This is a genomic window from Virgisporangium aurantiacum, from assembly GCF_016863635.1.
Lineage (GTDB): Bacteria > Actinomycetota > Actinomycetes > Mycobacteriales > Micromonosporaceae > Virgisporangium > Virgisporangium aurantiacum.
Genome location: NZ_BOPG01000009.1, coordinates 132,463 through 154,371 on the forward strand (window position 1 = coordinate 132,463; position 21,909 = coordinate 154,371).

Annotated in this window: 23 protein-coding genes; 5 read left to right on the forward strand and 18 right to left on the reverse strand. The window is 70.4% G+C overall.

The window, feature by feature from the left end:
- Window positions 1-42: 42 nt before the first annotated feature.
- On the reverse strand, window positions 43-4,482 hold the full coding sequence (locus Vau01_RS06440; protein WP_203988261.1) for a S8 family serine peptidase: 4,440 nt from the start codon (window positions 4,480-4,482) through the stop codon (window positions 43-45).
- 294 nt (window positions 4,483-4,776) lie between these two features.
- Between Vau01_RS06440 and Vau01_RS06445 the strand changes: the two genes are divergently transcribed.
- Entirely contained in the window at window positions 4,777-5,274 is a 498-nt protein-coding gene (locus tag Vau01_RS06445) for a winged helix-turn-helix domain-containing protein (protein WP_203988263.1), read from the forward strand.
- A gap of 21 nt (window positions 5,275-5,295) precedes the next feature.
- Here Vau01_RS06445 and Vau01_RS06450 read toward each other — a convergent pair whose 3' ends face one another.
- Together Vau01_RS06450 and mtfM are read right to left on the reverse strand one after the other, a co-directional pair.
- Entirely contained in the window at window positions 5,296-5,868 is a 573-nt protein-coding gene (locus Vau01_RS06450) for a heme-binding beta-barrel domain-containing protein (protein WP_203988265.1), read from the reverse strand.
- Complete coding sequence (gene mtfM, locus Vau01_RS64555) at window positions 5,862-5,966, reverse strand: small membrane protein MtfM (protein ID WP_275423920.1); 105 nt, start codon at window positions 5,964-5,966, stop codon at window positions 5,862-5,864. Before mtfM ends, Vau01_RS06450 begins: the two co-directional genes overlap by 7 nt.
- A 24-nt stretch (window positions 5,967-5,990) precedes the next feature.
- Here mtfM and Vau01_RS06455 point away from each other — a divergent pair, with 24 nt between their 5' ends.
- Window positions 5,991-6,353 carry a DsrE family protein gene (locus tag Vau01_RS06455; RefSeq protein WP_203988266.1) on the forward strand — a complete coding sequence of 121 codons (363 nt, stop codon included), beginning with the start codon at window positions 5,991-5,993 and terminating at the stop codon, window positions 6,351-6,353.
- Window positions 6,354-6,359: 6 nt separating this feature from the next.
- On the opposite strand, the gene Vau01_RS06460 is transcribed toward Vau01_RS06455, so the two are convergent.
- The 6 genes from Vau01_RS06460 to Vau01_RS06480 all read right to left on the reverse strand — a co-directional run bounded on the left by Vau01_RS06460 (window position 6,360) and on the right by Vau01_RS06480 (window position 10,456).
- Complete coding sequence (locus tag Vau01_RS06460) at window positions 6,360-7,151, reverse strand: hypothetical protein (RefSeq protein WP_203988267.1); 792 nt, start codon at window positions 7,149-7,151, stop codon at window positions 6,360-6,362.
- Between the two features lie 74 nt (window positions 7,152-7,225).
- Entirely contained in the window at window positions 7,226-7,537 is a 312-nt protein-coding gene (locus tag Vau01_RS06465; RefSeq protein ID WP_203988268.1) for a DUF1416 domain-containing protein, read from the reverse strand.
- Window positions 7,538-7,542: 5 nt separating this feature from the next.
- The gene (locus tag Vau01_RS06470) at window positions 7,543-8,391 is read right to left on the reverse strand and encodes a sulfurtransferase (RefSeq protein ID WP_203988269.1); all 849 of its coding nucleotides are present in this window, start codon (window positions 8,389-8,391) and stop codon (window positions 7,543-7,545) included.
- A 145-nt stretch (window positions 8,392-8,536) separates the two neighbouring features.
- Window positions 8,537-8,629 carry a putative leader peptide gene (locus Vau01_RS65170; RefSeq protein ID WP_373320185.1) on the reverse strand — a complete coding sequence of 31 codons (93 nt, stop codon included), beginning with the start codon at window positions 8,627-8,629 and terminating at the stop codon, window positions 8,537-8,539.
- A gap of 67 nt (window positions 8,630-8,696) precedes the next feature.
- Complete coding sequence (locus tag Vau01_RS06475; protein WP_203988270.1) at window positions 8,697-9,458, reverse strand: LmeA family phospholipid-binding protein; 762 nt, start codon at window positions 9,456-9,458, stop codon at window positions 8,697-8,699.
- A gap of 83 nt (window positions 9,459-9,541) precedes the next feature.
- The gene (locus Vau01_RS06480) at window positions 9,542-10,456 is read right to left on the reverse strand and encodes a hypothetical protein (RefSeq protein ID WP_203988271.1); all 915 of its coding nucleotides are present in this window, start codon (window positions 10,454-10,456) and stop codon (window positions 9,542-9,544) included.
- 199 nt (window positions 10,457-10,655) lie between these two features.
- On the opposite strand from Vau01_RS06480, the gene Vau01_RS06485 reads away from it, so the two are divergent.
- Complete coding sequence (locus Vau01_RS06485; RefSeq protein WP_203988272.1) at window positions 10,656-11,357, forward strand: winged helix-turn-helix transcriptional regulator; 702 nt, start codon at window positions 10,656-10,658, stop codon at window positions 11,355-11,357.
- Window positions 11,358-11,365: 8 nt separating this feature from the next.
- Entirely contained in the window at window positions 11,366-12,238 is an 873-nt protein-coding gene (mshD, locus tag Vau01_RS06490; RefSeq protein ID WP_239151354.1) for a mycothiol synthase, read from the forward strand.
- On the opposite strand, the gene Vau01_RS06495 is transcribed toward mshD, so the two are convergent.
- The 3 genes from Vau01_RS06495 to Vau01_RS06505 are packed head-to-tail and all read right to left on the reverse strand — an operon-like array spanning window position 12,183 to window position 14,222.
- The gene (locus Vau01_RS06495) at window positions 12,183-12,737 is read right to left on the reverse strand and encodes a hypothetical protein (RefSeq protein WP_203988274.1); all 555 of its coding nucleotides are present in this window, start codon (window positions 12,735-12,737) and stop codon (window positions 12,183-12,185) included. The two genes, mshD and Vau01_RS06495, sit on opposite strands and share 56 nt — an antisense overlap.
- Window positions 12,738-12,773: 36 nt before the next feature.
- Window positions 12,774-13,562 (reverse strand): NUDIX hydrolase, encoded by a 789-nt coding sequence (locus Vau01_RS06500; RefSeq protein ID WP_203988627.1) that lies wholly within the window; start codon window positions 13,560-13,562, stop codon window positions 12,774-12,776.
- A 39-nt stretch (window positions 13,563-13,601) separates the two neighbouring features.
- Entirely contained in the window at window positions 13,602-14,222 is a 621-nt protein-coding gene (locus tag Vau01_RS06505; protein WP_239151355.1) for a response regulator transcription factor, read from the reverse strand.
- 173 nt (window positions 14,223-14,395) lie between these two features.
- Here Vau01_RS06505 and Vau01_RS06510 point away from each other — a divergent pair, with 173 nt between their 5' ends.
- Complete coding sequence (locus Vau01_RS06510) at window positions 14,396-15,367, forward strand: Gfo/Idh/MocA family protein (protein WP_203988278.1); 972 nt, start codon at window positions 14,396-14,398, stop codon at window positions 15,365-15,367.
- Window positions 15,368-15,436: 69 nt separating this feature from the next.
- Here Vau01_RS06510 and Vau01_RS06515 read toward each other — a convergent pair whose 3' ends face one another.
- The 6 genes from Vau01_RS06515 to Vau01_RS06540 all read right to left on the reverse strand — a co-directional run bounded on the left by Vau01_RS06515 (window position 15,437) and on the right by Vau01_RS06540 (window position 21,857).
- Window positions 15,437-18,517 carry an FAD-dependent oxidoreductase gene (locus Vau01_RS06515; protein ID WP_203988279.1) on the reverse strand — a complete coding sequence of 1,027 codons (3,081 nt, stop codon included), beginning with the start codon at window positions 18,515-18,517 and terminating at the stop codon, window positions 15,437-15,439.
- Between the two features lie 3 nt (window positions 18,518-18,520).
- Entirely contained in the window at window positions 18,521-19,393 is an 873-nt protein-coding gene (locus Vau01_RS06520; RefSeq protein ID WP_203988280.1) for a ferredoxin, read from the reverse strand.
- A 21-nt stretch (window positions 19,394-19,414) separates the two neighbouring features.
- Complete coding sequence (locus tag Vau01_RS06525; RefSeq protein ID WP_203988282.1) at window positions 19,415-20,134, reverse strand: DUF4142 domain-containing protein; 720 nt, start codon at window positions 20,132-20,134, stop codon at window positions 19,415-19,417.
- Window positions 20,131-20,310, reverse strand: coding sequence for an anti-sigma factor (locus Vau01_RS06530; RefSeq protein WP_203988284.1), 180 nt, complete (start codon window positions 20,308-20,310; stop codon window positions 20,131-20,133). Before Vau01_RS06530 ends, Vau01_RS06525 begins: the two co-directional genes overlap by 4 nt.
- Window positions 20,307-20,864 carry a sigma-70 family RNA polymerase sigma factor gene (locus Vau01_RS06535; RefSeq protein ID WP_239151356.1) on the reverse strand — a complete coding sequence of 186 codons (558 nt, stop codon included), beginning with the start codon at window positions 20,862-20,864 and terminating at the stop codon, window positions 20,307-20,309. The genes Vau01_RS06530 and Vau01_RS06535 overlap by 4 nt, the downstream gene beginning before the upstream one ends.
- Before the next feature lie 315 nt (window positions 20,865-21,179).
- The gene (locus Vau01_RS06540) at window positions 21,180-21,857 is read right to left on the reverse strand and encodes a COG4315 family predicted lipoprotein (protein ID WP_203988286.1); all 678 of its coding nucleotides are present in this window, start codon (window positions 21,855-21,857) and stop codon (window positions 21,180-21,182) included.
- Window positions 21,858-21,909 lie beyond the last annotated feature (52 nt).

Consider the following 21,909-nt stretch of genomic DNA (forward strand, 5'->3'; position numbering starts at 1 on the left):
GGGATCCAGATCGGATCCCGGGCGCTGCCTGAATTTCAGTGCTTACACACCACCTGCCAGGCTGGGGCAGGCCACGAACGGCTTCAGCGAGAAGTCGAGCACCTCGGCGAAGCCGGCCTGAACCACGTGCCGCTTGACCTGGGAACGCCAACCGTCCTTGGACACGATGACGTCGTAGCGGCCCTTCGGCAGCCAGATCGCGTACGTACCGTCGGTCTTCGTGCGCAACGGGTACGAGATCTCCGGGTTCGACGACAGCCCGATCTCGATCTGGGCCTGCAGCGGTACCGCGCCGGCGCAGCCCTGGCCGGTCACCGTTCCGCTGATCTTGCCCCAGTTCGCCGGCGGCAGGACGTGCATCTTGACGCCCACCGACGCGACCGGGTACGGGCTGTTCACCCGGACACCGAGCTGCGCGGAGTAGTCACCCGGCTGGGTCACCCCGGCGGCCGTGGTGGCCGCGAGCGTCAGCTTCACCGTGCGGCTGGCGCCCGGTGCGAGGGTGAACGTCTGCGGGTCCTCCGACAGCCACGGAACCTCGCTGGATTCGAAGCAGTTCTCGAGGTCACCGAGGTGTTCCGCGGTCGCGCTGGCGATGTTGCCCGACTCGAAGCCACCGATCTTGTAGAAACCGCACGCGCCCGCGGCGCGGTAGGTCGCCACGTTGGCGTTCGGCAGCGTGGCCCAGCTGTTGGAGGCCGGGTCGTACGAGATCGTCCCGTTGGTCAGCGTGCTGCGACCGTCGGTGACGCCACCCGCGATCACCAGCTGGCCACCGGCCGCGGCGTCGGCCGCCGCCCAGCGGTCCTCCGGCATCGTGGCGATGGGCGACCACGAGTTGGCGCCCGCGTCGTACGCGAAGCCGTCGGTGAAGGTCACCTCGCCGTTGAGACCACCGGCGCAGTAACCCTTGCCGCTGATGCCACCGCACGAGATCCACGACACCGGGTGCGGGTACGCCGCGACCTCGGTGAACCCGCTCGCCGGGTCGAAGAGCACCGTGTCACCGGTGGTGTCGCAGTCGCTGGTGGTGCAGCCACCGACCAGCAGGACCTTTCCGTCGACGACCGCGGCGCCACCGGCCGCGACCGGCGACGGGTTCTGCGCCGACGCCGTGCTCCACGTGTTGGCCGCCGGGTCGAACACGTCGACGCTCGCCACCGGGTCACCGGCGACGCTCCAGCCACCGAACACGTACAGCTTGCCGTCGACGGCCGCCGCCTGCGGCTTCTCCCGGGCGGTCGGCAGGTCGGGCAGCTCGGCCCACGCGCCTTCCGCCGGGTCGTACACGAAGGCGTTGGTCATGGCGGCGGTGCTCGCACCACCGACGGCGTAGACCTTGCCGTCGAGCCACGCGGCCGCCTGGTCGGCGCCCGCGGCGGGCTGGTTGTCGATCGGCGTCCAGGCGTCGGCCACCCACGGCTGGTTCTGCGGCTGGCTGATCGGCCTCGGCGCGTTCGGGTTGAACCGGCCCGGCGACATGCCGCCGGGGATCGCGATCCGCTGCAGGGCCGCGCCCTGCTTGGCCTTCAGGATCTCGAACCCGCCGTCCCGCTCGAACAGTTCGACCTGCGCGGGGGCGTTACCGGTGTTGCGGACCGTGATGTTGAAGTTCCGGGTCTGCCCGAGCGTCTGGTAGCTCTCGACCGCGGTCGGCGTCACGGTGACGCGCGCGGCGCCCAGGGCGAAGTCCGCCCGGACGGTCGAGTTGGCCACCACGGCCACCGACTTCGACGTGGCCGCGTAGCCCGTCTTCGTCGCGGTGAACGAGTGCGCCCCGGTGAGGCTGGAGAACAGGAAGTAGAACCCGTCCGGGATGTTCGGGTCGTCCGGCGTCGCCACCGAGACGCCCTGCTCCGTCGGCCGCTCGTCGCTGGCGACGACGACGCCGGTGAGCGCACCGCCGGTCAGCGAGTCGGTCGTGAAGCCGGCCACCAGGCCACCCGGCAGCGGCTCGCACGCGTCGTTGAGGACGCGCACGTTGTCGACCTGCCACCACCAGTCGAACGTGCCGAAGTAGTGGAACCGGAGCTTGACGTTGGCCTGGTTGGCGGCCGCCGGCAGCGGAACCGTCTCCACCTTGGGCCCGCGCCGGCTGTCCACCTGGTGGTACGCGTTGGTCCAGGTGGTACCGCCGTCGACGGACACGTCGACGTCCGTGAAGTCCTCGCTGCCGAGGTCACGGAAATCGCTGTTGAACGTGAGCACCGGTGCCGAGACGCCGGTGAGGTTCACCGTCGGCGTGATCAGGTCGGTGTCGGTCGTGGTGCCGGCACCGGCCTCGTCGCTGTCGCCGTCGGCGAAGTTGCCCTCGCCACCGGTCAGGTTGCCGTCGCCGCCCGGGTCGTTGAACTCCCACTGGGCGCCGCCGGCGTTGCGCTTGACCGTCGACCAGCCGGCCGGGATCGTCGGCGCGTCGAACGTCTCGGACAGGAAGGTGTCCTTGCCGTAGCCCGGCGCGGTGCAGGCCGCGGCCACCGTCAGCGTGATGTCCTTCGTGACCGGCGTGCTGCCGACCACCACCTGGACGGTGCTGGCGGTGTAGCCCGGGTACACGGCGGTCGCCGTCACGTCGTACGTGGCGCCGGCCGGAACCGTGAACGAGTAGGCACCGGTGATCGGGTTGCTGAAGATCGCGCCGATCGGGCTGTTGGCCACCGTCAGCTTGGCGTAGAGACCCCAGCCGTGGCCGGAGCCGTCGAGCACGCGTCCGCTGACCGTCACCGACGGCGTCGCCGACAACGCGAAGTTCGTCGTCACGACCGCGCCCTCGGAGACGTTGACCGTCACCGACTTCGTGCCGTAGCCGTACTTCGACGCGGTGATGGTGTGCTCGCCGACCGGCAGGTTCAGCGAGTACCGGCCGTCGGAGCCGGTCACCGCGGTGGCGTCGCCGCTGGCGACCGTGGCCGCCGCGATGGGTGCGCCGGTCGCCGCGTCGGTCACCGTGCCGACCACGCGCCCGTTCGGGCCGCGCGGCGAGTTGACGACGGCCTGGTACGCGTCGACGCGGCCCTCACCGAAGTTGTTGTTGTCGTCGACCGTGCCGCCACAGCCGAGCGAGTTCACGTCGCGGGCGGTGTCGTCGAGGATCTGGCGGGTCGCCGCGATGTTGTTCTTCAGGGCCGGCGCCGCCGACCACATCAGCGCGACCGTGCCGGCCACGTGCGGTGCGGCCATCGAGGTTCCGGTGAACGCCGCGTAGCCGCCGCCGTCGATGCTCGACCGCACGCTCACGGCCGGGCCCGAGATGTTCGGCTTCAGCTGGGTGCCGTTGCCCCGGCTGGAGTTGTTGTAGATGTTGTTGTTGATGTCGTAGCCGCCGACGCTGTACGAGTTGTCGTAGTCGCCGGGCGAGCCGGCGGTGCCACAGGCCGGGCCCGCGTTGCCGCTCGCGAAGATCGGCATGATGCCGGCGCTCGTCCACCCGTTCACGATGTCGAGGTACCAGTCGTCGTGGGAGTTGCCGCCCCACGAGTTGTTCACGATGTCGGGACGCAGTTCCGGCCGCGGGTTGTTCCCGTTGAGGTCGGTCGGTGCGGTGATGAACTGGCCGGAGCCGAGCAGCGCCTCTTCGGAGCAGAAGTTGGTCTCGCAGCCCCGGGCGGTCATCCACTTCGCGCCGGGCGCGACGCCGACCTGGTTCCCGGCTCCGTCGTCACCGACCATCGTGCCCATCGTGTGCGTGCCGTGATCGGTGTCGTCACACGGCGCCAGCGACGGGTTGCCGCAGCTGTGCGACGGGTCCCACCAGTTGTAGTTGTGGTCGAAGGTGCCGTTGCCGAGGTTGCCCCGGTACTTGCCGACCAGCGCCGGGTGGTCGTAGTCGACCCCGCCGTCGATGCTGCCGACGACGACGCCCTCACCCCGGACGTTGAAGTCGGTCCACACCTGCGGGGCGTTGATGTTCGTGACGCCCCACTCGGCGGCCATCGTCGCCGGTCCGCCGTCGACCTTCGCGGTCGGCTCGATCATCGGCACCGACTTCGGCGCCGTGATCTTCTTGACCTCGGACCGGGCGGCGACCGCGTCGAGCACGCTCCGGTCGCCGGTCACCGCGACGACGTTGGAGATCCAGTACGGCGTGAACTGGACGTTGTTCTTGGTGAGCAGCGCCGTCAGGCCGGCCTGGCTGCGGGTGGCCGTCGAGGTCAGCTGCTGGTAGACGTGCTGGGTCTTGGCGACCTTCGCGCTGATGCCGGCCGCGCCGGAAAGCTCCGCCTTCTCGTTCAGGACCACCATGAACCGGGCGGTGCCGTTCTTCGCCAGCTCGTCGAGTACCTGCTTGTCGATGCTGGCCGTGGCCGCGGCGGCCGGTGAGGCGACGACCGCGACCGTCATGACACTCGTGACGAGCGCCGTTCCGGCGGCGGCGAACCGCCGGAGTCGCGACCCCCGCCGCGCGTCCGGCTGTCCCCTGCCGGCGCCGGCCGCGGCTGGGCCGCGTGGCAGGCTGCCCGGCCTGCCCGTTGCGAACTGCATGCTTCCTCCCCTGGGGTCTCCGCGCCGGGATTTCCGAATCCGCGGAGAACTTCGGAACGGCCCGATTACACCGAGTCGTCCCTGACCGACATGTTCCTGGCGAGGTAGATAGCGATCAATGGCGCCCGATGGGCAGTTCGATGGCACGAATCGGGCGGCACCCTGTCCGGGCGAACCCTTTCTGTCCGCGACACGGGCGCGCAAGGGTTGCCAATAGATCATCAAAAGGGTTGGCTGTCATTGGCGAACGTCGAATTGAGGTTCATCAACGGGGCGGCAGGGCGGGTGGTGCTCATGACAGCAGCGAGCCTCGAGGAGGTCACCGGCTTCGGGCTGCCCCTGCTGGTGTGCGTGTCACCCGATCCGGGCGTGCGCGAACGGGTCGCCCGTCAGCTCGACGGCGGCGGCATCGTGCTCATGTGTCCCGACCTCGACGCGTTGCGCGCCATGCTCACCGGCACGGCCCGGGAGCCGGTGCTGCCCGGCCTCGCGACGCGCGACGAGGAGCCGTCGCTGGTCATCGACATCGACGACCACGAGGTGCGGTGGCAGGGCGCGGCGCTGCCGCTCACCCGGCTGGAAATCGAACTGATGGTGCAGTTGGGCAGCGACCCGGTGCGGGTGTGGCCGTACGAACGGCTGTTCAGCACCGTCTGGGGCGGCGCCTACCTGGGCGACAACTCGATCCTGCACTCCGCCGTGAAACGGCTGCGGCGCAAGCTGCGCGACGCCGGCGGCGGCCTCTCCATCGATACCGTCCGCGGAGTCGGCTACCGCCTGGTGACGCCGTAGCTCCGGCCGCGGCCCGAGAACTCAGCCGCCGACGCGCTCCAACCGCGCGCTCAGGTGCGACTGCAGCGGCTGGCCCATCGCGGCCAACTCGATCACGTAGGCGAGCGCACCCTCGACGATGCCGTAGAGCCGGTGCGCACCGGCCACCGGCTTGGCCGTCGGCGTACGCACGACCGCGTCGGTGGCCATCTCGATCTTCAAGCCGTCGATCGTGCCGAAGTACAGCTCCATCACGCCGGTGGGCTCGGTGATGAGCACCTCGATCTCGTCGGAGTTCTCCCGCGCCCGCCACCAGCCGACCTCGCGCGCGGCCGGCCGCACCGGCTTGTCCTCGTCGTCGAGGATCCAGGTGCGCGACTCGTAGGCGAGGAACGGACGCCCGTCGTGGCTGAACCGCACCTCCTGCGCGTAGGTGAAGTCGTCGATCGTCGGGTACCCGCCGCGGCCCCGGCCGCGCCACAGGCCCACGTAGGGCAGCAGCCCCAGCAGCGCCGGGTGCAGATCGGGCCCGTGCCGCAGGTCGTGGGTCTCCTCGTACGGGTACGGGTCGACGGGCGCGACACCCTCCCACGGCGGACGGTCGATGCTCACCATTTCCCTCTCGACAGGCGGACAGCCAAGTAGACCAGACTTCCGGCCAGCGCTCCGAAGCCCGCGACGAGCAGGAGCACGAACCCGACGACGGTCCACATCGGAAACGATCCTAATCTGGGTTGATGACTCGCACCCTGGTCGTCAAGGTCACCGCCGGCACCGACGCGCCGGAGCGCTGCTCACAGGCGTTCACCGTCGCCGCCACCGCGGCCGCCGCCGGGGTGCCCGTGTCGCTGTGGCTCACCGGCGAGTCGGCCTGGTTCGCGCTGCCGGGCCGGGCCGCCGAATTCACCCTTCCGCACGCGGCGCCGCTGCCCGACCTGCTGGCGGCGATCCTGGCGGCCGGCTCGGTGACGCTGTGCACCCAGTGCGCCGCCCGCCGCGACATCACGCCCGCCGACGTCATCGCCGGCGTGCGCATCGCCGGCGCGGCCGTGTTCGTCGAGGAGATCACCGCCGAGAACGCGCAGGCGTTGGTCTACTGAGCCTCTTCATTGGCACCCGCTCGCCGCCGTCACCTGCACGTTCTCGGCGCGCAGCCGCACCGCGTACCCGACCCCGCCGGCCGTGAACACGAGCAGGTCCTCCCGCTTCACGATCGGCTCCACGCCGGCGGGCAGGGCGCCGGCCAACGGCCCCGAAGGCCTCGGCGCGCTCACGGTGATCGCGCTCAGTTCGCTCCTGGACGCACACCGCACGGCGAACGACGCCTGCCCGGCGCCCGCGACGCCGAGCCGGGCGAGCAGGTCGGCCGCGCTGGGCGGGCTGCCCGCGGCGGGTGGCTGCGGCAGCGTGCCGCCGCGGATCCGGCACCCGGTGTCGGCGGTGAACCGCGCCTCGCCCGGTGCCACGACCGAGCCGGTCACCCGCACGTAGAAACCCGCGTCGGCCCGCAGTTCGTGGAGGTCGCCGCCGCGCCGCACCAGCGCGTCCCAGTCGCGCGGAAGGGCGGCGGCCACCCGGTCGACCAGGTCGCCCTCGGTGCCCGGCGTGACGAAGACGGTGGCGACCCGGTGGTACCGCTCGCCCGTCCGGTTGCCGGCGTCGCAGGCCGACTCCGTCCGCTCGTAACCACCGACACCGACGACCGCCCGGGGCCCGGCCGCGGCCGTGACCACCGCGGCGACCGCCCGGTCGACGGTGGGCAGCGCCTCGACGATCGTGGTCTGCTCGCGAACGGTGGGCTCACCGTTACGCGCCGACCAGGTGCCGGCCGCGACCAGGAAGATGGCCCACAGCACGGCGCCGATCGTGATCCACAGGCGCGGCTTCCGAAGTTTCACGGCCGCAACTATGCCAGGGCGCCCGTCACCCCACGGGGTGACGGGCGCCGTTTGGCTTCCGTGGGCCGCCTGTCTCAGGCGACCGCGAGCGCGACCTCGTTGACGCCGCGGTCGGCGGCGACGGTGGTGCCGCCGTTGCCCTGCCGGCTGAGCGCGCGCAGCGTCCACGTGCCGGGCGCGGCGAAGAACCGGAACTGGCCGGCGGCCGAGGTGACGACCTCCGCCGTGAACTCGCCGCTGGCGTCGAGCAGCCGCACGTAGGCGCCGCCGACCGGGGTGTCACCGGCCTGCACGACGCCGGTGATCACGGTCTCCTTCTCGACGTCGACCGACGCCGGCAGCGGGGCGGCCTGGTCGGGCGCGCCGCATCCGTCCTGAGTGGTCATGGTGATCACGCCTTCCCGGGCTCGTCGCCGACGGCAACCGGGACGCCCACCAGCGAGCCGTACTCGGTCCACGATCCGTCGTAGTTCTTCACGCTCTGGTGTCCCAGCAGCTCCTTCAGCACGAACCACGTGTGCGAGGAGCGCTCGCCGATGCGGCAGTACGCGATCGTGTCCTTGCTGTCGTCGAGACCGGCCTCGCCGTAGATCTTGCGCAGCTCGTCGTCGGACTTGAACGTGCCGTCTTCGTTGGCCGCCTTGCTCCACGGCACCGACAGCGCGGTGGGCACGTGGCCGGGGCGCTGCGCCTGCTCCTGCGGGAGGTGGGCCGGCGCGAGGAGGCGGCCGGCGTACTCGTCGGGCGAGCGCACGTCGACGAGGTTCTGCACGCCGATGGACTTCACGACGTCGTCGCGGAAGGCGCGGATCGACAGGTCCTGCTGCTGCGCGGTGTAGCTGGTGGCCGGCCGGTTCGGAACGTCCTTGGTGTAGGGGCGGTTGTCGAGCTCCCACTTCTTGCGGCCGCCGTCGAGCAGCTTGACGTCGCCGTGCCCGTACAGCTTGAAGTACCAGTAGGCGTACGCGGCGAACCAGTTGTTGTTGCCGCCGTACAGCACCACGGTGTCGTCGTTGCCGATGCCCTTGCGGCTCAGCAACGCCTCGAACTGCTCCTTGTTGACGAAGTCGCGGCGGACCTGGTCCTGCAGCTCGGTCTTCCAGTCGATCTTCACGGCGCCCTGGATGTGGCCACCGTCGTAGGCGGTGGTGTCCTCGTCGACCTCGACGAACACCACGTTTCCGGCATTGAGGTTCTTCTCGGCCCAATCGGCCGTGACCAGAACGTCTTCCCGACTCATGCTGTCTCTCCCTGATGCGGCGGTAGTGCGATGACGTGCCGCGCGGCCCGGAGCAACACCCGGCCGCGCATGGCGATGCGCTGTGGCGATACGGGTGATGACGGCGGCTAGCCGCTTTTCGGAGTGCCCGAAACGTCAGCCGTCGTCAGTGACGGCAACACAGGCAGGAGCCCACGCGGCACAGGTCGACCACGCGGCGTTTGGTGAGCAGCATGCTCATAGCGGAGAAGCCTAGCATCGCGACCGCCCGTGACAATCGGCCACGAGACCCCGGTCACCCTGCCCATTAGTGGCTGGACACGGCGTCAGCTGACGAGCTCGACGTTCGCGGCCGTGGCCGTCACCCGCACGCCGTTGGCGTCGGTCTCGATGTTCTGGATCGTCAGCGTGTACGGCATCTTCGGCGTCCGGATCGTGGCGGTCAGCCGGTTCTTGATGGTGTTCAGGAGCGACTGGGCGGCGCGGGGCAGTTCGACGCCCTCGGCCTGGATGTCGCTCAGCTTCAGGTTCACCTTGCCCTCGGCTACCGTGATCGTGCCCTTGGCGACGAGCTTGGTGTTGTAGCCGGCCAGCGCGATCGGCAGGCGCAGCTCGACGTTGTTGTTGGTGACCTTCACCTCGAGCTGCGCCGGGTCGAACGGCACCGGCAGGTTGGCCAGCGTGATCAGCGACCGGACGGTGTCCCAGCTCATCGTGGCGGTGCCGCTGATCTTGCTCGCGGTGACCGGACCGCGGCCGTTGAGCAGGTCGCTCGCCGCCGCCTTCACGTCGGTGGCCACGATCGTCATGGTCTCGAGCTTGATGTCGTCGCTCTGCGGCTTGTCGGCGGTGATCGTGATGCGCTCGTAGTTGCCGCCCAGCACCTGGGTGAGGAACGGGAACCCGCCGATCTCGACCTTCGGCTCGCTCGCCGTGGTGGCGCCGTTGTTCTTCAACTCGATGGCGGCCTGCTCCGCGAGCTTGTCCTCCGCGACGCCGGCGCCGACACGGTCGGCGACGATCACGAGGCCCAGCAGCAGGACCAGCATGACCAGCAGCGCGATGCCGATCTTGCGTCCTCGTCCCACAGCCTGACCCCTCACCTTGAATCGTCAAACGGCGGGCCGATCGGCCCGCCGGTGCGTTACCCAGAGGTCAAAAGTTACAACCCTCACGCCAGGATCAGCTTGGCCACGTAGGCCACCGGGGCGGCGAGAGCGAACGCCGTCAGCGGGCCCTGCATGTGGCGCACCAGCCACCAGGACGGCACCGCACCGGCCAGTCGCCGCCCGGCGTCCGCGTAGTTCACCGACAGGTCGATCATCAGCGCGATCACCGCCGCGGCCAGGCCGGCGAAAGCGGTCGGAAGCGTCTGCAACCCGTCCAGAAGGTAGCCCACCAGGCCCGCGACGCCGGTACCGACCATCGCGCCGACGATCACGCCGATCCCGCCCCGGGGCACCGCCGGCGCGACCCGCAGGATCGGCGCGGCCAGATCGGTGAGGTGCGCGACGAGCAGCGCCGCGCCCGCGCCGACCACGCAGGCGCTGATCACCTGCGTGCCCAGCGGCACCCGGCTGAGCACGATCAGAGTCGCGTATGCGACCACGCCGAGGACGACCATCAGACTGGACCCGAGCGACTCGGTGACCCGCACCCGTCCGGCCGGGCGCAGCAACTGCCCGATCACGGCCAGCACGAACCCGCCCGCGGTGACGTACGCCATCGGCGCCAGCGACGGGGGTCGCTCGGTCAACGCGAACCAGTCGGCCCCGATGGCCACCAGGAAACCGACCAGGCCGACCACCTTCGGCGCCGGCGGCTGGGCGGCGATCGTCCAGACCACGACAAACAGCACCTGGACGCCGAAGACGACCAGGGCGAACGCCTGGTGGTCGAACTGGACGCCCACGGCCAGCGCGAGCGTCAGCAACCCGGCGAGCCCGACCACACCGAGCGAGACCAGCCGCCGCACCGGCGCCTGGACGAGCGGACGGTCGTCGCCCTCCCCCGCGTCCGGGCCGGGCAGGTCGTCGGGGTCGAGGGCGGCATAGCCGTCGTCGGCGCGTAGTTCGGACGGTGGCACGCACCGATGGTGCCAGACCCTCGTGATCTTGAACACCGGGCCGCGAACGGATTGGAACGAACTACCGAAACAGAAAGGTCGGGCTCTGCACTATCCTCTACGTCAGAACGAGCGAGCACGTGGCCCGCTCCCGCCACCCGTCATTGACGCCGGGCCGATCGAACAGACCCGCCCAAACTCCCGGGGACGGAGGTGTCGCGTGGAAATTCTCATGCTGACGACTCGGGCCGATGCACCGTCGGTGCTCGCCGCCCTCGACCTGCTGCCACACACCGTGCGGACCGCACCGCGAGACGTCCGCACGCTCATGAACGGCCCCACGCCCGACGCCGTGATGGTCGACGCCCGCACCGAACTGGCCGAGGCCAGGTCCACCTGCCGCATGCTGCGGGCCACCGGGCTCGGCGTGCCGCTGGTGGCGGTCGTCACCGAGGCGGGGCTGGTGGCCCTGCACACCGACTGGGGCGTCGACGACGTTCTGCTCGCCACCGCGGGTCCGGCCGAGGTCGAGGCCCGCCTGCGTCTCGCGGTCGGCCGGCTCAACGCCGCCACCGCCAGCACCAGCGGGTTGATCAAGGCCGGCGAGCTGACCATCGATCCCGACACCTACGCCGCCAAGCTCAAGGGCCGCCCGCTCGACCTCACCTACAAGGAGTTCGAGCTGCTCAAGTTCCTCGCCCAGCACCCCGGCCGGGTCTTCACCCGCGACCAGCTGCTGCGCGAGGTCTGGGGCTACGACTACTTCGGCGGCACCCGCACCGTCGACGTCCACGTGCGGCGGCTGCGGGCCAAGCTCGGCTCGGAGTACGAGTCGATGATCGGCACCGTCCGCCAGGTGGGCTACAAGTTCGTGGTCCCGCCCACGCGCGCCCTGCCTGATTCGGAGCCCGCACGGGTATAACTGCCGGGGTGGAGGTAACGCACGCCGACCGGTTGACCCCTGACCAGCTCACCGCTGTGGCGGAACTCACCGCCGAAGCGGAGGCGGTCGACGGCACGCCGCCGCTGTCCGAACAGACCGTGCTCAGGCTCGCGCTTCCCGGCGTCCACCTGCTCCTGAACGGCGGCCGGGACGGTTACGCGCACCTCGACCACGACGGCGCGGCCGAACTGATCATCGCGCCGCACCGGCGCGGGCACGGCCTCGGCCGGGCGCTGGTGCGGGCGGCGGTGGCCGCCGCCGATCCTGCCGGCGGCCGGCTGGAGGTGTGGTCGCACGGCGATCATCCGGCGGCGGCGGCGCTCGCGCGGGAATTCGGGTTTGCGCGGACGCGCGTGCTGCACCGGTTGCGTCGGCCGCTCTCGGCCGCGTTTCCGCCGGTAGAGCTTCCGGACGGGGTGAGCATCCGCACGTTCGTGCCGGGCGACGACGACGAGGCGTGGCTGCGGGTCAACGCGCGGGCCTTCGCCACGCACCCCGAACAGGGCCGGATGACGCTCGCCGACCTGCGACAGCGGATGGCCGAGCCGTGGTTCGACCCGTCGGGGTTCCTGCTCGCCGTGCGCGGGTCCACGATTCTGGGTTTTCACTGGACGAAGATCCACCCGGACGGGCTGGGCGAGATCTACGTGCTCGGCGTCGACCCGTCCGCGGCCGACCTCCGGCTCGGGCGGCCGCTCGCGATCGCCGGCCTGGTGTCGCTGCGCGACCGGGGCGTCGAGACCGCGATGCTCTACGTCGACGAGTCGAACCCGCGGGCGATGAGGCTGTACGACAAGCTCGGGTTCACACCATGGTCGTCCGACGTAACCTACCTGCGCACTGGCGGCGCTTCAGGGTGAGCTCGCGGTGGTCGAGCACGGCGAGCACCGGGTACAGCACCCCGCACGCGAAGAGCCACAGCAGCACGCGCTGCCGCGCGTCGTCGACCACGCCGATCACCGGTAGGGGCGCCAGGGCCATCAGCACGGCCATCCCGCCGACGTGGTGCGGCCGGCCGCCGCCCGTCGCGAGGCCGTAGCCGAGCAGCACCGCCGCGCCCACCACGGCCGTGACCAGCACCGGCGGCGTCCAGACGGTGTCGATCACCAGGGCGGCGATGAGCAGGCCGCTGGCGAGGATGCCGCCGTGGGTGAGCCGGCCCGGCCGGATGTTCGGGAAGGTGCGCGCGTAGTAGCGCCCGGCGAGGCTGTGCATCCGGGCCGAGCCGACCACCGCCACGAGCCAGACGACCCAGCGGACCGGCCACGGCATGGGCACGACCGTGACGGTGGCGGTGGTCAGCAGGAGAAGGCCTCCGGGCGCCCAGCGGAGACCCTGCCAGTACCACATGTACCGCATATCGACAAAAATACCCGATATGCCGGGATTGCCCCGCTAACCGGGGACGATCAGCGTGCCGTTCCCGTCTTCGGTGAACTCGACCCGCGGTTGGACCGGCGTGGCGGCGTCGCGGGCCTCGGCCGCGTCGAGCACCGCGGCGATCGTGTGGTGGTCGCCGATCTGGCGCAGCGTCGACCGGGTCGGCGGCAGCATCGGCAGCGACTCGTCGAACAGGTCCGACGGCGTGGCCCAGCGGATCAGCGCCGCCTCGCCGCCGACGTCACGGGTGCGCTGGCCGGCCGGCAGGACGGCGACGAAGAAGTAGGTGTCGTAACGGCGCGGCTCGAACTCCGGCGTCACCCAACGCGACCACGGCGCGAGCAGGTCGGTGCGGGGCACCAGGCCACGCCCGGCGAGCATCTCGGCGAACCCGATGCTGCGGTCGATCAGCGCGACCCGGGCCGCCTCCCAGTCGTCACCGCTGACGTCGCCGACCACGGAGGCCGGATCGGGACCGGCGAGCAGCACGCCGGACTCCTCGAACACCTCGCGCACGGCGGCGCACAGCACGGCCTTGGCGGCCGCCTCGTCGAGCCCGAGCCGGGCCGCCCACGCCGATGGGGGCGGACCCGCCCAATCCAGCTCGACGGTGAAGTCGCGCGCGTCGACGGCACCGCCGGGAAAGGCGTACATGCCGGCGGCGAAGGCCATCGTGGTCACGCGGCGGATCGCGAACACCTCGTAGCCGGCCTCGGCCGGCCGCACCAGGACGACCGTGCTCGCCAGGCGCGCCTCGACCGGCTGCTGCTCCCCGGCCGCAAACTGCCGCGCCTGCTCGACCATGCGCCCGGGCAGCGGAAATTCCAGATCCACCCAGCGATCTTAGATAAGCCCGTGCCGCAGTGCGTAGGCGACAGCGTGCGAGCGGTTGCGCAGGTGCAGCCGGCTCGTGATGTCGTGGAGGATGTTCTTGATCGTGCGCTGCGAGTACGACAGTTTCGTGGCGATCTCGGCGGTGTCGAGGCCGTCGGCCACCAACCGGAGCACCTCGATCTCGCGCTCGGCGAGCCCGCCGAACGTGAGGCCGCGGGGCCACAGCACCTGGCGTTGCAGCTTGCCCACCTGGCTGAGCAGCCGGCCGAGCAGGTCGGGCGGCAGGGCGCCGTCGCCGGCCGCCGCGGCCCGCACCACCTGCACGAGCTTGTCGGGGCTGGCCTCGGCGCGGCGCACCACGCCGGCCACCCCGGCCTCGACGGCCGCCACCAGATCGGAGTCGTCGAGTTCGGCGACCACGAGCACCAGCCGGGCGCCGAGGCGCTGCAACGAACGCAGCGTGCGCAGCGTCGGTTCGGCCACGCGGTCCGCAACGACCAGCGCGACGGTGGTGCGCCCGGGATCGGGCGCGTCGATGACGCGAACCTCGGAGCGCGGGCGAAGCTGCGTGGCCAGCCCGGCGCGGAGAATCGGATCGTCGGCGTGAATGTAGACGGTGAACTGGTCCATGGTCGTAACGGTCATGAAGGGTGCCTTCCGGGGTCAGTACGTCAACCCTGACCGGGCTGCCTCAGCGCACGCTCAACATGGGCTCAACGGCTGCCCGATGGGGCGTTTAGCGCCCCTATACCTGCCCCACGCAGGCCAGGCCCGACTGGTTCGAGATCCGCTAGCGTTTGGGCATGACCGATCCCATCCGCTGGGGAATCCTGGCGACCGGCGGCATCGCCGCCACGTTCGTCACCGATCTGAAGTTCCTTCCGGACGCCGAGGTGGTGGCCGTCGGATCCCGCAGCGACGAGGCCGCCGAGGCGTTCGCCGGCACGCATGGGATCCCGCGGGCGTACGGATCGTGGCAGGGACTTGTCGACGATCCGGACGTCGATGTTGTATACGTGGCCACCCCACACTCCGCCCACGTGGCCGCCACATCGACGGTCCTCAACGCGGGTAAGGCGGCGTTGACCGAAAAGCCGATCGCGCTCGACCTCGCCGGTGCGACGACGCTCGTCGAACTGTCCCGGGTCCGCCAGGTATTCCTGATGGAGGCCATGTGGACGCGCTTCATCCCGGCCGTCCGCCACGCCCTGGACCTGGTCCGCGACGGCGCGATCGGGCGCGTCACCAGCGTCCACTCCGACTTCGGTTTTCCCGCGCCCGACGACCCGACCCACCGTCTGCACGCCAAGGCGCTGGGCGGCGGCGCCACGCTCGACGTGGGAATCTATCCGGTGACGATCGCGCACCTGTTCCTCGGCCCGCCCGACGAGATCCGGGCCTGGGCAGACCTCGGCCCGCAGGAGACCGACCGCAACACGGCGATGGTGTTCGGGTACGCGTCGGGTGCGGTGGCAACGTTGACGTGCTCGCTGGTCGGCCAGACTCCGACCATCGCGGTGATCAGCGGATCGGAAGGCTTCATCGAGCTACCGGCGAAGTTCTTCATGACCCGCCAGGTGATCCTGCACCGCGGCGACTCCGTCGAGGTACGAGACTTCCCGGTGGACGGTACGGGCTACCACCTGGAGGCGGCCGAAGTCCACGATTGTCTTCGCGCCGGCCTGGTCGAAAGCCCGGTAATGCCGCACGCCGAAACGCTGTCCGTCCTGACGACGCTGGACCGCGTACGCGCCGAGATCGGCGTGACGTACTAGCCTCTCGGCGCGATCTTGGACTCCTCGCGGTGCTCCAGGCCCTTCAGGAGTCCAAGATCGCGCGGGTGATCAGCTGACGTGCGCCAGGCGGGGCTGCCAGTAGCGGTCGTCGTGGGGCGGCTCGTAGCCGCCGCGATCGTAAGCGCTCCGCTGGTAGCCACCGCGGTCGTAGCCGCCCTGGGGGTAGCCGCCGCGGTCGCCGGCCCGGTCGTAGCCACCGCCGTCGTAGCCGCCCTGGGAGTAGCCCCCGCGGTCATGGCCACTCGGGGGGTAGCCCCCGCGGTCGTGGCCGCCCTGGCCGTAGCCGCCACGGTCTTGGCCGCCCTGGGGGGCGTAGCCGCCGCGGTCATGGCCGCCCTGGCCGTAGCTGCCACGGTCTTGCCCACCCTGGGCGTAGCCGCCGCGGTCGCCGGCCCGGTCGTAACCGCTCTGGCCGTAGCCGCCCTGGCCGTAATCGTCGCGGTCGTAGCCACCTTGGCCCTGGCCACCCTGGCCGTAACCGCCACGGTCATAGCCGCCGCGGTCATGGCCAGCGCGGTCGTAGCCACCGTGATCGCCGGCCCGGTCGTGGCCGCCGCGGTCATGACCACCCTGGCCATAGCCACCGCGGTCGTAGCCGCCCTGTTCGTAGCCGCCGCGGTCGTAGCCATTGCGGTCATAGCCGCCACGGTCGTAGCCGCCACGGTCGTAGCCGCCACGGTCATCGCCGGCCTGGCCGTAGCCACCCTGGCTGTGGCCACCACGGTCGTAACCGCCGCGGCCATCGCCAGCCTGGCCGTAACCACTCTGGCCGTACCCACCCTGGCCCTGGCCACCCTGGCCCTGGCCACCCTGGCCGTAACCGCCCTGGCTGTAGGCACCACGGTCGTGGCCACCGCGGTCGTAACCGCCGCGGTCATCGCCGGCCTGGCCGTAGCCACCCTGGCCGTGGCCAGCCTGGCTGTAGGCGCCACGGTCGTGGCCGTTGCGGTCGTGACCGCCGCGGTCATCGCCTTGGCCGTACCCACCCTGGCCGTAGCCGGCCTGGCCGTAGGCGCCGCTGTCGTAGCCGTTGCGGTCATAGCCGCCGCGGTCATCGGCGGCCTGGCCGTAGCCACTGTGGCCTTGACCGCCGTGGTCGTAGCCGCCTTGGCCAGCCTGGCTGTAGCCCCGGTTGTAGCCGCCGGACTCGTAGTTCTGGTAGCCGGGACCGTGGCCCGCCTGGTCGTAGCCCTCGTAGGGGCTTCGTTCGGGGCCGGCGCCGATGGCCAGTTGCGGACGGGCGCTTGCCGGTCGGTCGTACTCCGACTGGCCGTAGCCCGGCGTGGCGTACGCCGCACTGCCGAAGCCGGCGCCGAAGCCGGGTCCGGACGTCGGGCCGTAGCCCGAACCGGCCGCCGGGCCGTTGGCCGACCGGGGCGGCGGGCCGAAGCCGCGCGTCTTGCCGTACTGGTACTCCTGCACCAGCGGGTGCCCACTGTCTGCCCGGATCGCCGGCAGGTTGCCGGTCTCGTCGGTGCCACGCATGTAGGTGACGTCGGGGCCGGTGTTGGCGTACCGCTCTTCGTAGCCCGGGTCGTAGGGCGCCGGGCCGTAGCCACGCTCGAAGTCGGGTTGGCCGTAGCCCTGTTCATAGCCCTGGGCGTAGGCGGCCCGCTCGTACATCGGGTCGTAGCCGGCGTGGTTGTATGTCGCCTCGTAGCCGGCGCGGTCGTACGCCGCGTCGTATCCGGCCTGGCCGTAACCGGCGTAGGCCGGCTCGGGGCCGTACGCGGGCTCCGGGCCGTAGCCGGGCTCGGGTCCGCCGTAGTTTGCCGACGACGGCAGCGCGAACTGGCCCGGGATCGGTGCCGGCTCGGGCGCCGCACCGAGGGCCAGCCGCACGGGGGGAGCCTCCAGCGGACCGACACCGGGCGACACCGGAGCCGGCAACGGCGGGAGCACGGTGACCGACGGCTCGTCGAGCCGCATCATGCGGGCCGTGTTCGTGAACAGCCGCGGCGCGTTGACCGCGACGGAGCCGATCAGCTTCCCCTTGCGCGTGTACGTGGCCAGCACGCCGCTCTTCGCCGGGTCCTTCTTGCCCGGGCGCAGTTCGTGCACCTCGATGTCTGCCTTCGGGTCTACCTCACCGCAGACCTCGATGCGCAGGCCGCCCTGGTGCGTCCAGAAGCGCGGCAGGATCGAGACGGCCGGGACCGGCCGTCCGCCCGCCATCAGCGCGCGAGCCGCGCCGATGCCCTGTTCCTGCGCGGCGATCCACTGGCCGACCTTCTGCGGCTTGCCGTTGCCACGCGGGTTGGGCCACCGGGCGATCGAACCGCAGGCCACCACCCCGTCGACGGCGTCGCCGTTGGTGTCCAGCACGCGCAGCGACGCGTCACAGAGGACGCCGTCGCTCGTGTCGATGCCGGTGCCGTCGAGCCACGTCAGGTCGGGGCGCTCGCCCATGGTGCCGACGACGATGTCGGCGTCGACCGTCGACCCGTCCTTCAGCGTCAGGTGCCACTGGTTCCGGTTGTACTCCAGGCCGGTCACCCGGCCACCGGACGCGATCTCGATGCCGTGCCGCTTGTGCGAGGCGGCGACCATGTGGCCGATCACGCTGCCCACCGCGCGTCCCATCACGAACGGACGGGGTTCGATGATGACGGCCTGGCGGGCCATGTCCTTCACCGCGCAGGCGACCTCGCACCCGGTGACCCCGCCGCCGACGACGGCCACCCGCTTGACGGTGCGCAGGTCACGCCGCAGGTTCCAGGCGGCCTGCAGCCCGCTGATCACGTGCATGCCGGGCTGGTCGTCGGGCCAGTCGTTGGGGACGACGGCGCGGGCGCCGGTCGCGACCACCAGGCCGTCGAAGAAGATCGACTCACCGGTGTGCGCCTCGACGACCCGGCGCTCCAGGTCACAGGACACCGCGCGGCGGCCGAGCCGCCAGATGACGTCGAGGTCGGGATCGAGCGGCGTGATGACGTCGCTCGGGCGCTTCTGCCCGGACAGGATGCCCTTGGAGCACGCCGGCCGGTCGTAGTGACCCTCGGGCTCGTCGCCCATCACCACGATCTCGCCGGCAAAGCCCATCCGGCGCAGTTCCGTGGCGCACGACAGGCCGGACGCGCCGGAGCCGACGATCAGGATCCGGTCACGCACGTCGAAGTCGACGTACATAGATCAACGCCTCCCGTTGCGGTGGTACGTGTGGTCGCTCGGCGGCCAGTTGCGCGGCGCCGGGCTCACCGGCGGATCGGTCGGCGCAACCAGGCGCAGCGGAATCGACCGCGGGTCACCGCCGCCGCTGTGGCTGAGCGCGATCGCGCGGGCCGGGCAGGCGCGGGCCGCCGCGATGGCCGCCTCGAGCTTGTCCTCGTCGACGATCGCGTGGTACGCGAGCCCACCGTCGTTGCGCAGCGCGAAAAGCTCGGGAGCCTCCTGTTCGCAGAAACCGAACCGGGCGCAGTAGACCGGGTTGACCTCGATGGTCGCCGTGCGGTTGTTCCGCCGGCCGACGAACCGGTTCTTGAACGCCTTGGCGCCGTTGCCGGTGAGCCAGAGGACCATCACCGCGAGCCAGGGCAGCACCACGACGATGGCGACCCAGGTGTAGCCGGTCTCCGCACCGGAGATCAGGATGTGCCCCGTCATCGCGGTGTAGGCACCGAACACGGTGCCGTGCAGCGCCCGCCACCGGTGGAAGCCCAGCTTCTTCTGGATCCCGATGGATGCCGCCACCGCGATCATGACCTCCATCGCGAGGACGCCCGCACCGATGCCCCAGGGGTCGATGTCGTTGGTGAACGGCACCACCACGTCGATGAGCTCGACGGTGCCGGTCGTCGGCGTCAGCTGGGAGAAGCCGTGCACGACCGCGAGCGTCAGGCCCAGGGTCGCCAGGAGACCGTGGATGGTCAGCATCGTGGTGTGCTTCATCTTCGTCATCGCCCAGCCGCGCGACAGTGCGAGGCCGGCCAGCAGCGCGAGCCACAGCAGCGACGCCGAGGCGAACCCGAGCGTGGCCGCCAGGTAGTGAATTGGATCGATGTCCATCTGTCTGCGATGTCCCCTGGATCAGACGGTGCCGCGAAGGCCTCGAACGACACCGGCAATGCCTATGGCACCGGTCACGGCAAAGAACGCGATCATCATCAACGGCTGTTTCTTGAAGCCTTCCGCCCGATCGTTGCCCTTCGCCACGACGGGCGGGGGCATGGCGCCCATGTCGACCTCGTTGGTGCTCTCCAGCAACGACATGTGCCGGTGCACGAAGAGCTCGCACTGCTTGGCGAAGTCGCGCATCAGGGGGTTGCGGCTGAAGGCGCGCACCTGGGCGATGGCGCCGTACACCACGCCGTGCGCGAACCGGAGGCGTTGCGCGAACAACTCGTCCATCTTCTTGCCGCTCGCGCCCCTGATCTCGTCCATCCACCCCTGCTGCTGGAGACTCGCCGCAGAGGGCAGTGGGTGGCCGAATCGCGCGGCGACCCGGGTGACGTCGTCGTCGAGCACCCGGTGGTCGGCGGCGATCAGCTTGCCGACCTCCTTCGTCCGCTTGCTGAGGCCCTTCTGCTCGGCCAGTTCACCCATCGGGATCTCCCAGAGTCCGGCCTGCTTGACCTTGTCCAGGAACACCATGTCGGCTTCATCGAAGTCGGCGGTGCTGGCGTTATCCGGGAGGACGAAACTCTTCGGAGCATCTTCGTCGCCAGGTTCGGCCTGTGCCGGCGAGGCACCGAGAACGAGGCCGGCGCTGATCAGTCCCAGCGCGACGACGGCGAGGATGCGCTTCACGACGCCTCCGAGTACGCGTACATGGTGGTTGTCATCAGGTGCACGATTTGAGAGAGCCATTCCAGTTCGGCCGGGCAGGTGGGGCAGTTGTCCAGGTGACCGACGAAGTCGTCCGCGTCGTCGCGATCCAGCGAACCAATGGCGTACGCGGCCACATCGACGTGAACGGATGTCATTTGATCACACCCTGCTGTTCCAACTCGGCGCGCAGCATGCGCAGCGCACGGTAGACGCGGGACTTGATCGTTCCGACCGGCACGTTGAGCCTGGCCGCGGCCTGCTCGCCGTTGCCGCCGCGGAAGTACATCTCGAAGAGCACCTCGCGATGCGCCGGTCCGATCGAACGCAGCGCCCGCTGCACGGCCACCGACGACGTGATCCGCTCGATCTCGTCGGGCGCCGGCAGGGTCGCGAGGACGGCGTCGTCAACCTCGGTCGGGCGAGCCTTCCGCCGCCGGTGGTTGTCGATGACGATCCGGCGGGCCACCGCCACGAGCCAGGGCCGCAGTGACGTGCCCTCCTCGATGTGCAGCTTGTCGGCGTTGCGCCAGGCCCGCACCAGCGTCTCCTGGACAACGTCCTCGGCCTTGTGCCGGTCGCCTCCGGTAAGACCGAGCGTGAAGGCCAGCAGTGGGCCGGCGTGCTCGGCGTACAGCGATCGGATCAGCTCATCCCGGTCACGCGGGGTGCGCGTCGCGGGCTCGATGGTGGCCACCGCTGAGACTGACAAGATCGCCTCCTCTCGTCGCGTCATGTTCGTCGTCCGTCGAACGTCGTCGAATCGCGCTCGTCGAACCTTTCCGTGAAATGGATACGCCACTTCTGAGGGACAAATCGGACTGCTGTGTCGAACTTAAGACAGGGAAAAGCGCCCGTTGACGCCGAAAGCCCGGCTCCGCTCGGAGCCGGGCCTTCCATAACTTTGAGTCACTTAAGAATGGACGCTGTGCAACTTGCACCGGAACCGCCCTGCGACCCCGTTTGTCGCACCCCCGGTGTGATCAGGCGTGTTACGTGCCCGTTAACCTGGTTGATTCGGCGACGATCATCCCTGCGGTGCGACCGCTCCCGCCGGGAGACAGCTCACGTTCCGTTGACCGGTCGACTGCACGACCCACCACGAATTGTTGACCGCCTGGCCCTTCCACTTGGCCGGGCCGTTGTCGCCGATGAACCGGTACAGCGGCCAGCCGCCGATGGTCGCCTGGCGCCCGCCGTCGGGCCGCTCGATCGCGCCGACCTTGGCCGGGTCGATGCCGATGACCGTCGGGGTGCCGTCGACCAGGATCGGCAGCCAGGAGCGCAGACACGCGTCGTAGCACGTGGACGCCGGCGGGTTCGCGGTGTCGAGGTCGAAGCGGTAGGTGGTCCAGCCCGCGCTGTCGACCACCACGTTGCCCATCTTGCTGATGTCCTTGCCGGTCAGCGACGTGGTCTTGAAACCGACGGGCGTGGCGCCGGCCGACGCCGAACCGGGGGCCGGCGGTGGCGTGGACGCAGCCGGCGCGCCGTACCCGTCACCGCCGCCGGCGTTGTAGGCGGGTCCGTTCGGCGACGACGACGCCGACGGCTCGGCCGCGGAGACCGCGCCGGCCGCCTTCGCCTCACCGCGGCCGGATCCACCGCCCAAGCGGGCGTGTACGAGGTAGACGGTCAGGAGCACAGCGCCCAGCAGTACAAGTGCCAGGAATCCACGCCTCTGCATTACACCGGCGGAATTCATGCCCGTCTCCTCATTATTCTCGGCCCGGGCTGGTCGACTTGAGGTACGCGCT

Bases quoted from the DNA above. Each gene is read 5' to 3' on its own strand.
- Vau01_RS06440 (WP_203988261.1), bottom strand. From the start codon at position 4,482: ATGCAGTTCGCAACGGGCAGGCCGGGCAGCCTGCCACGCGGCCCAGCC.
- Vau01_RS65170 (WP_373320185.1), bottom strand. From the start codon at position 8,629: ATGCTAGGCTTCTCCGCTATGAGCATGCTGCTCACCAAACGCCGCGTG.
- Vau01_RS06515 (WP_203988279.1), bottom strand. From the start codon at position 18,517: ATGTACGTCGACTTCGACGTGCGTGACCGGATCCTGATCGTCGGCTCC.
- Vau01_RS06495 (WP_203988274.1), bottom strand. From the start codon at position 12,737: ATGCGGTACATGTGGTACTGGCAGGGTCTCCGCTGGGCGCCCGGAGGC.
- Vau01_RS06465 (WP_203988268.1), bottom strand. From the start codon at position 7,537: ATGACCACTCAGGACGGATGCGGCGCGCCCGACCAGGCCGCCCCGCTG.
- Vau01_RS06505 (WP_239151355.1), bottom strand. From the start codon at position 14,222: ATGGACCAGTTCACCGTCTACATTCACGCCGACGATCCGATTCTCCGC.
- Vau01_RS06455 (WP_203988266.1), top strand. From the start codon at position 5,991: ATGACTCGCACCCTGGTCGTCAAGGTCACCGCCGGCACCGACGCGCCG.
- Vau01_RS06530 (WP_203988284.1), bottom strand. From the start codon at position 20,310: ATGACATCCGTTCACGTCGATGTGGCCGCGTACGCCATTGGTTCGCTG.
- Vau01_RS06450 (WP_203988265.1), bottom strand. From the start codon at position 5,868: ATGGTGAGCATCGACCGTCCGCCGTGGGAGGGTGTCGCGCCCGTCGAC.
- Vau01_RS06500 (WP_203988627.1), bottom strand. From the start codon at position 13,562: ATGGTCGAGCAGGCGCGGCAGTTTGCGGCCGGGGAGCAGCAGCCGGTC.
- Vau01_RS06510 (WP_203988278.1), top strand. From the start codon at position 14,396: ATGACCGATCCCATCCGCTGGGGAATCCTGGCGACCGGCGGCATCGCC.
- Vau01_RS06540 (WP_203988286.1), bottom strand. From the start codon at position 21,857: ATGAATTCCGCCGGTGTAATGCAGAGGCGTGGATTCCTGGCACTTGTA.
- Vau01_RS06470 (WP_203988269.1), bottom strand. From the start codon at position 8,391: ATGAGTCGGGAAGACGTTCTGGTCACGGCCGATTGGGCCGAGAAGAAC.
- Vau01_RS06445 (WP_203988263.1), top strand. From the start codon at position 4,777: ATGACAGCAGCGAGCCTCGAGGAGGTCACCGGCTTCGGGCTGCCCCTG.
- mtfM (WP_275423920.1), bottom strand. From the start codon at position 5,966: ATGTGGACCGTCGTCGGGTTCGTGCTCCTGCTCGTCGCGGGCTTCGGA.
- Vau01_RS06520 (WP_203988280.1), bottom strand. From the start codon at position 19,393: ATGGACATCGATCCAATTCACTACCTGGCGGCCACGCTCGGGTTCGCC.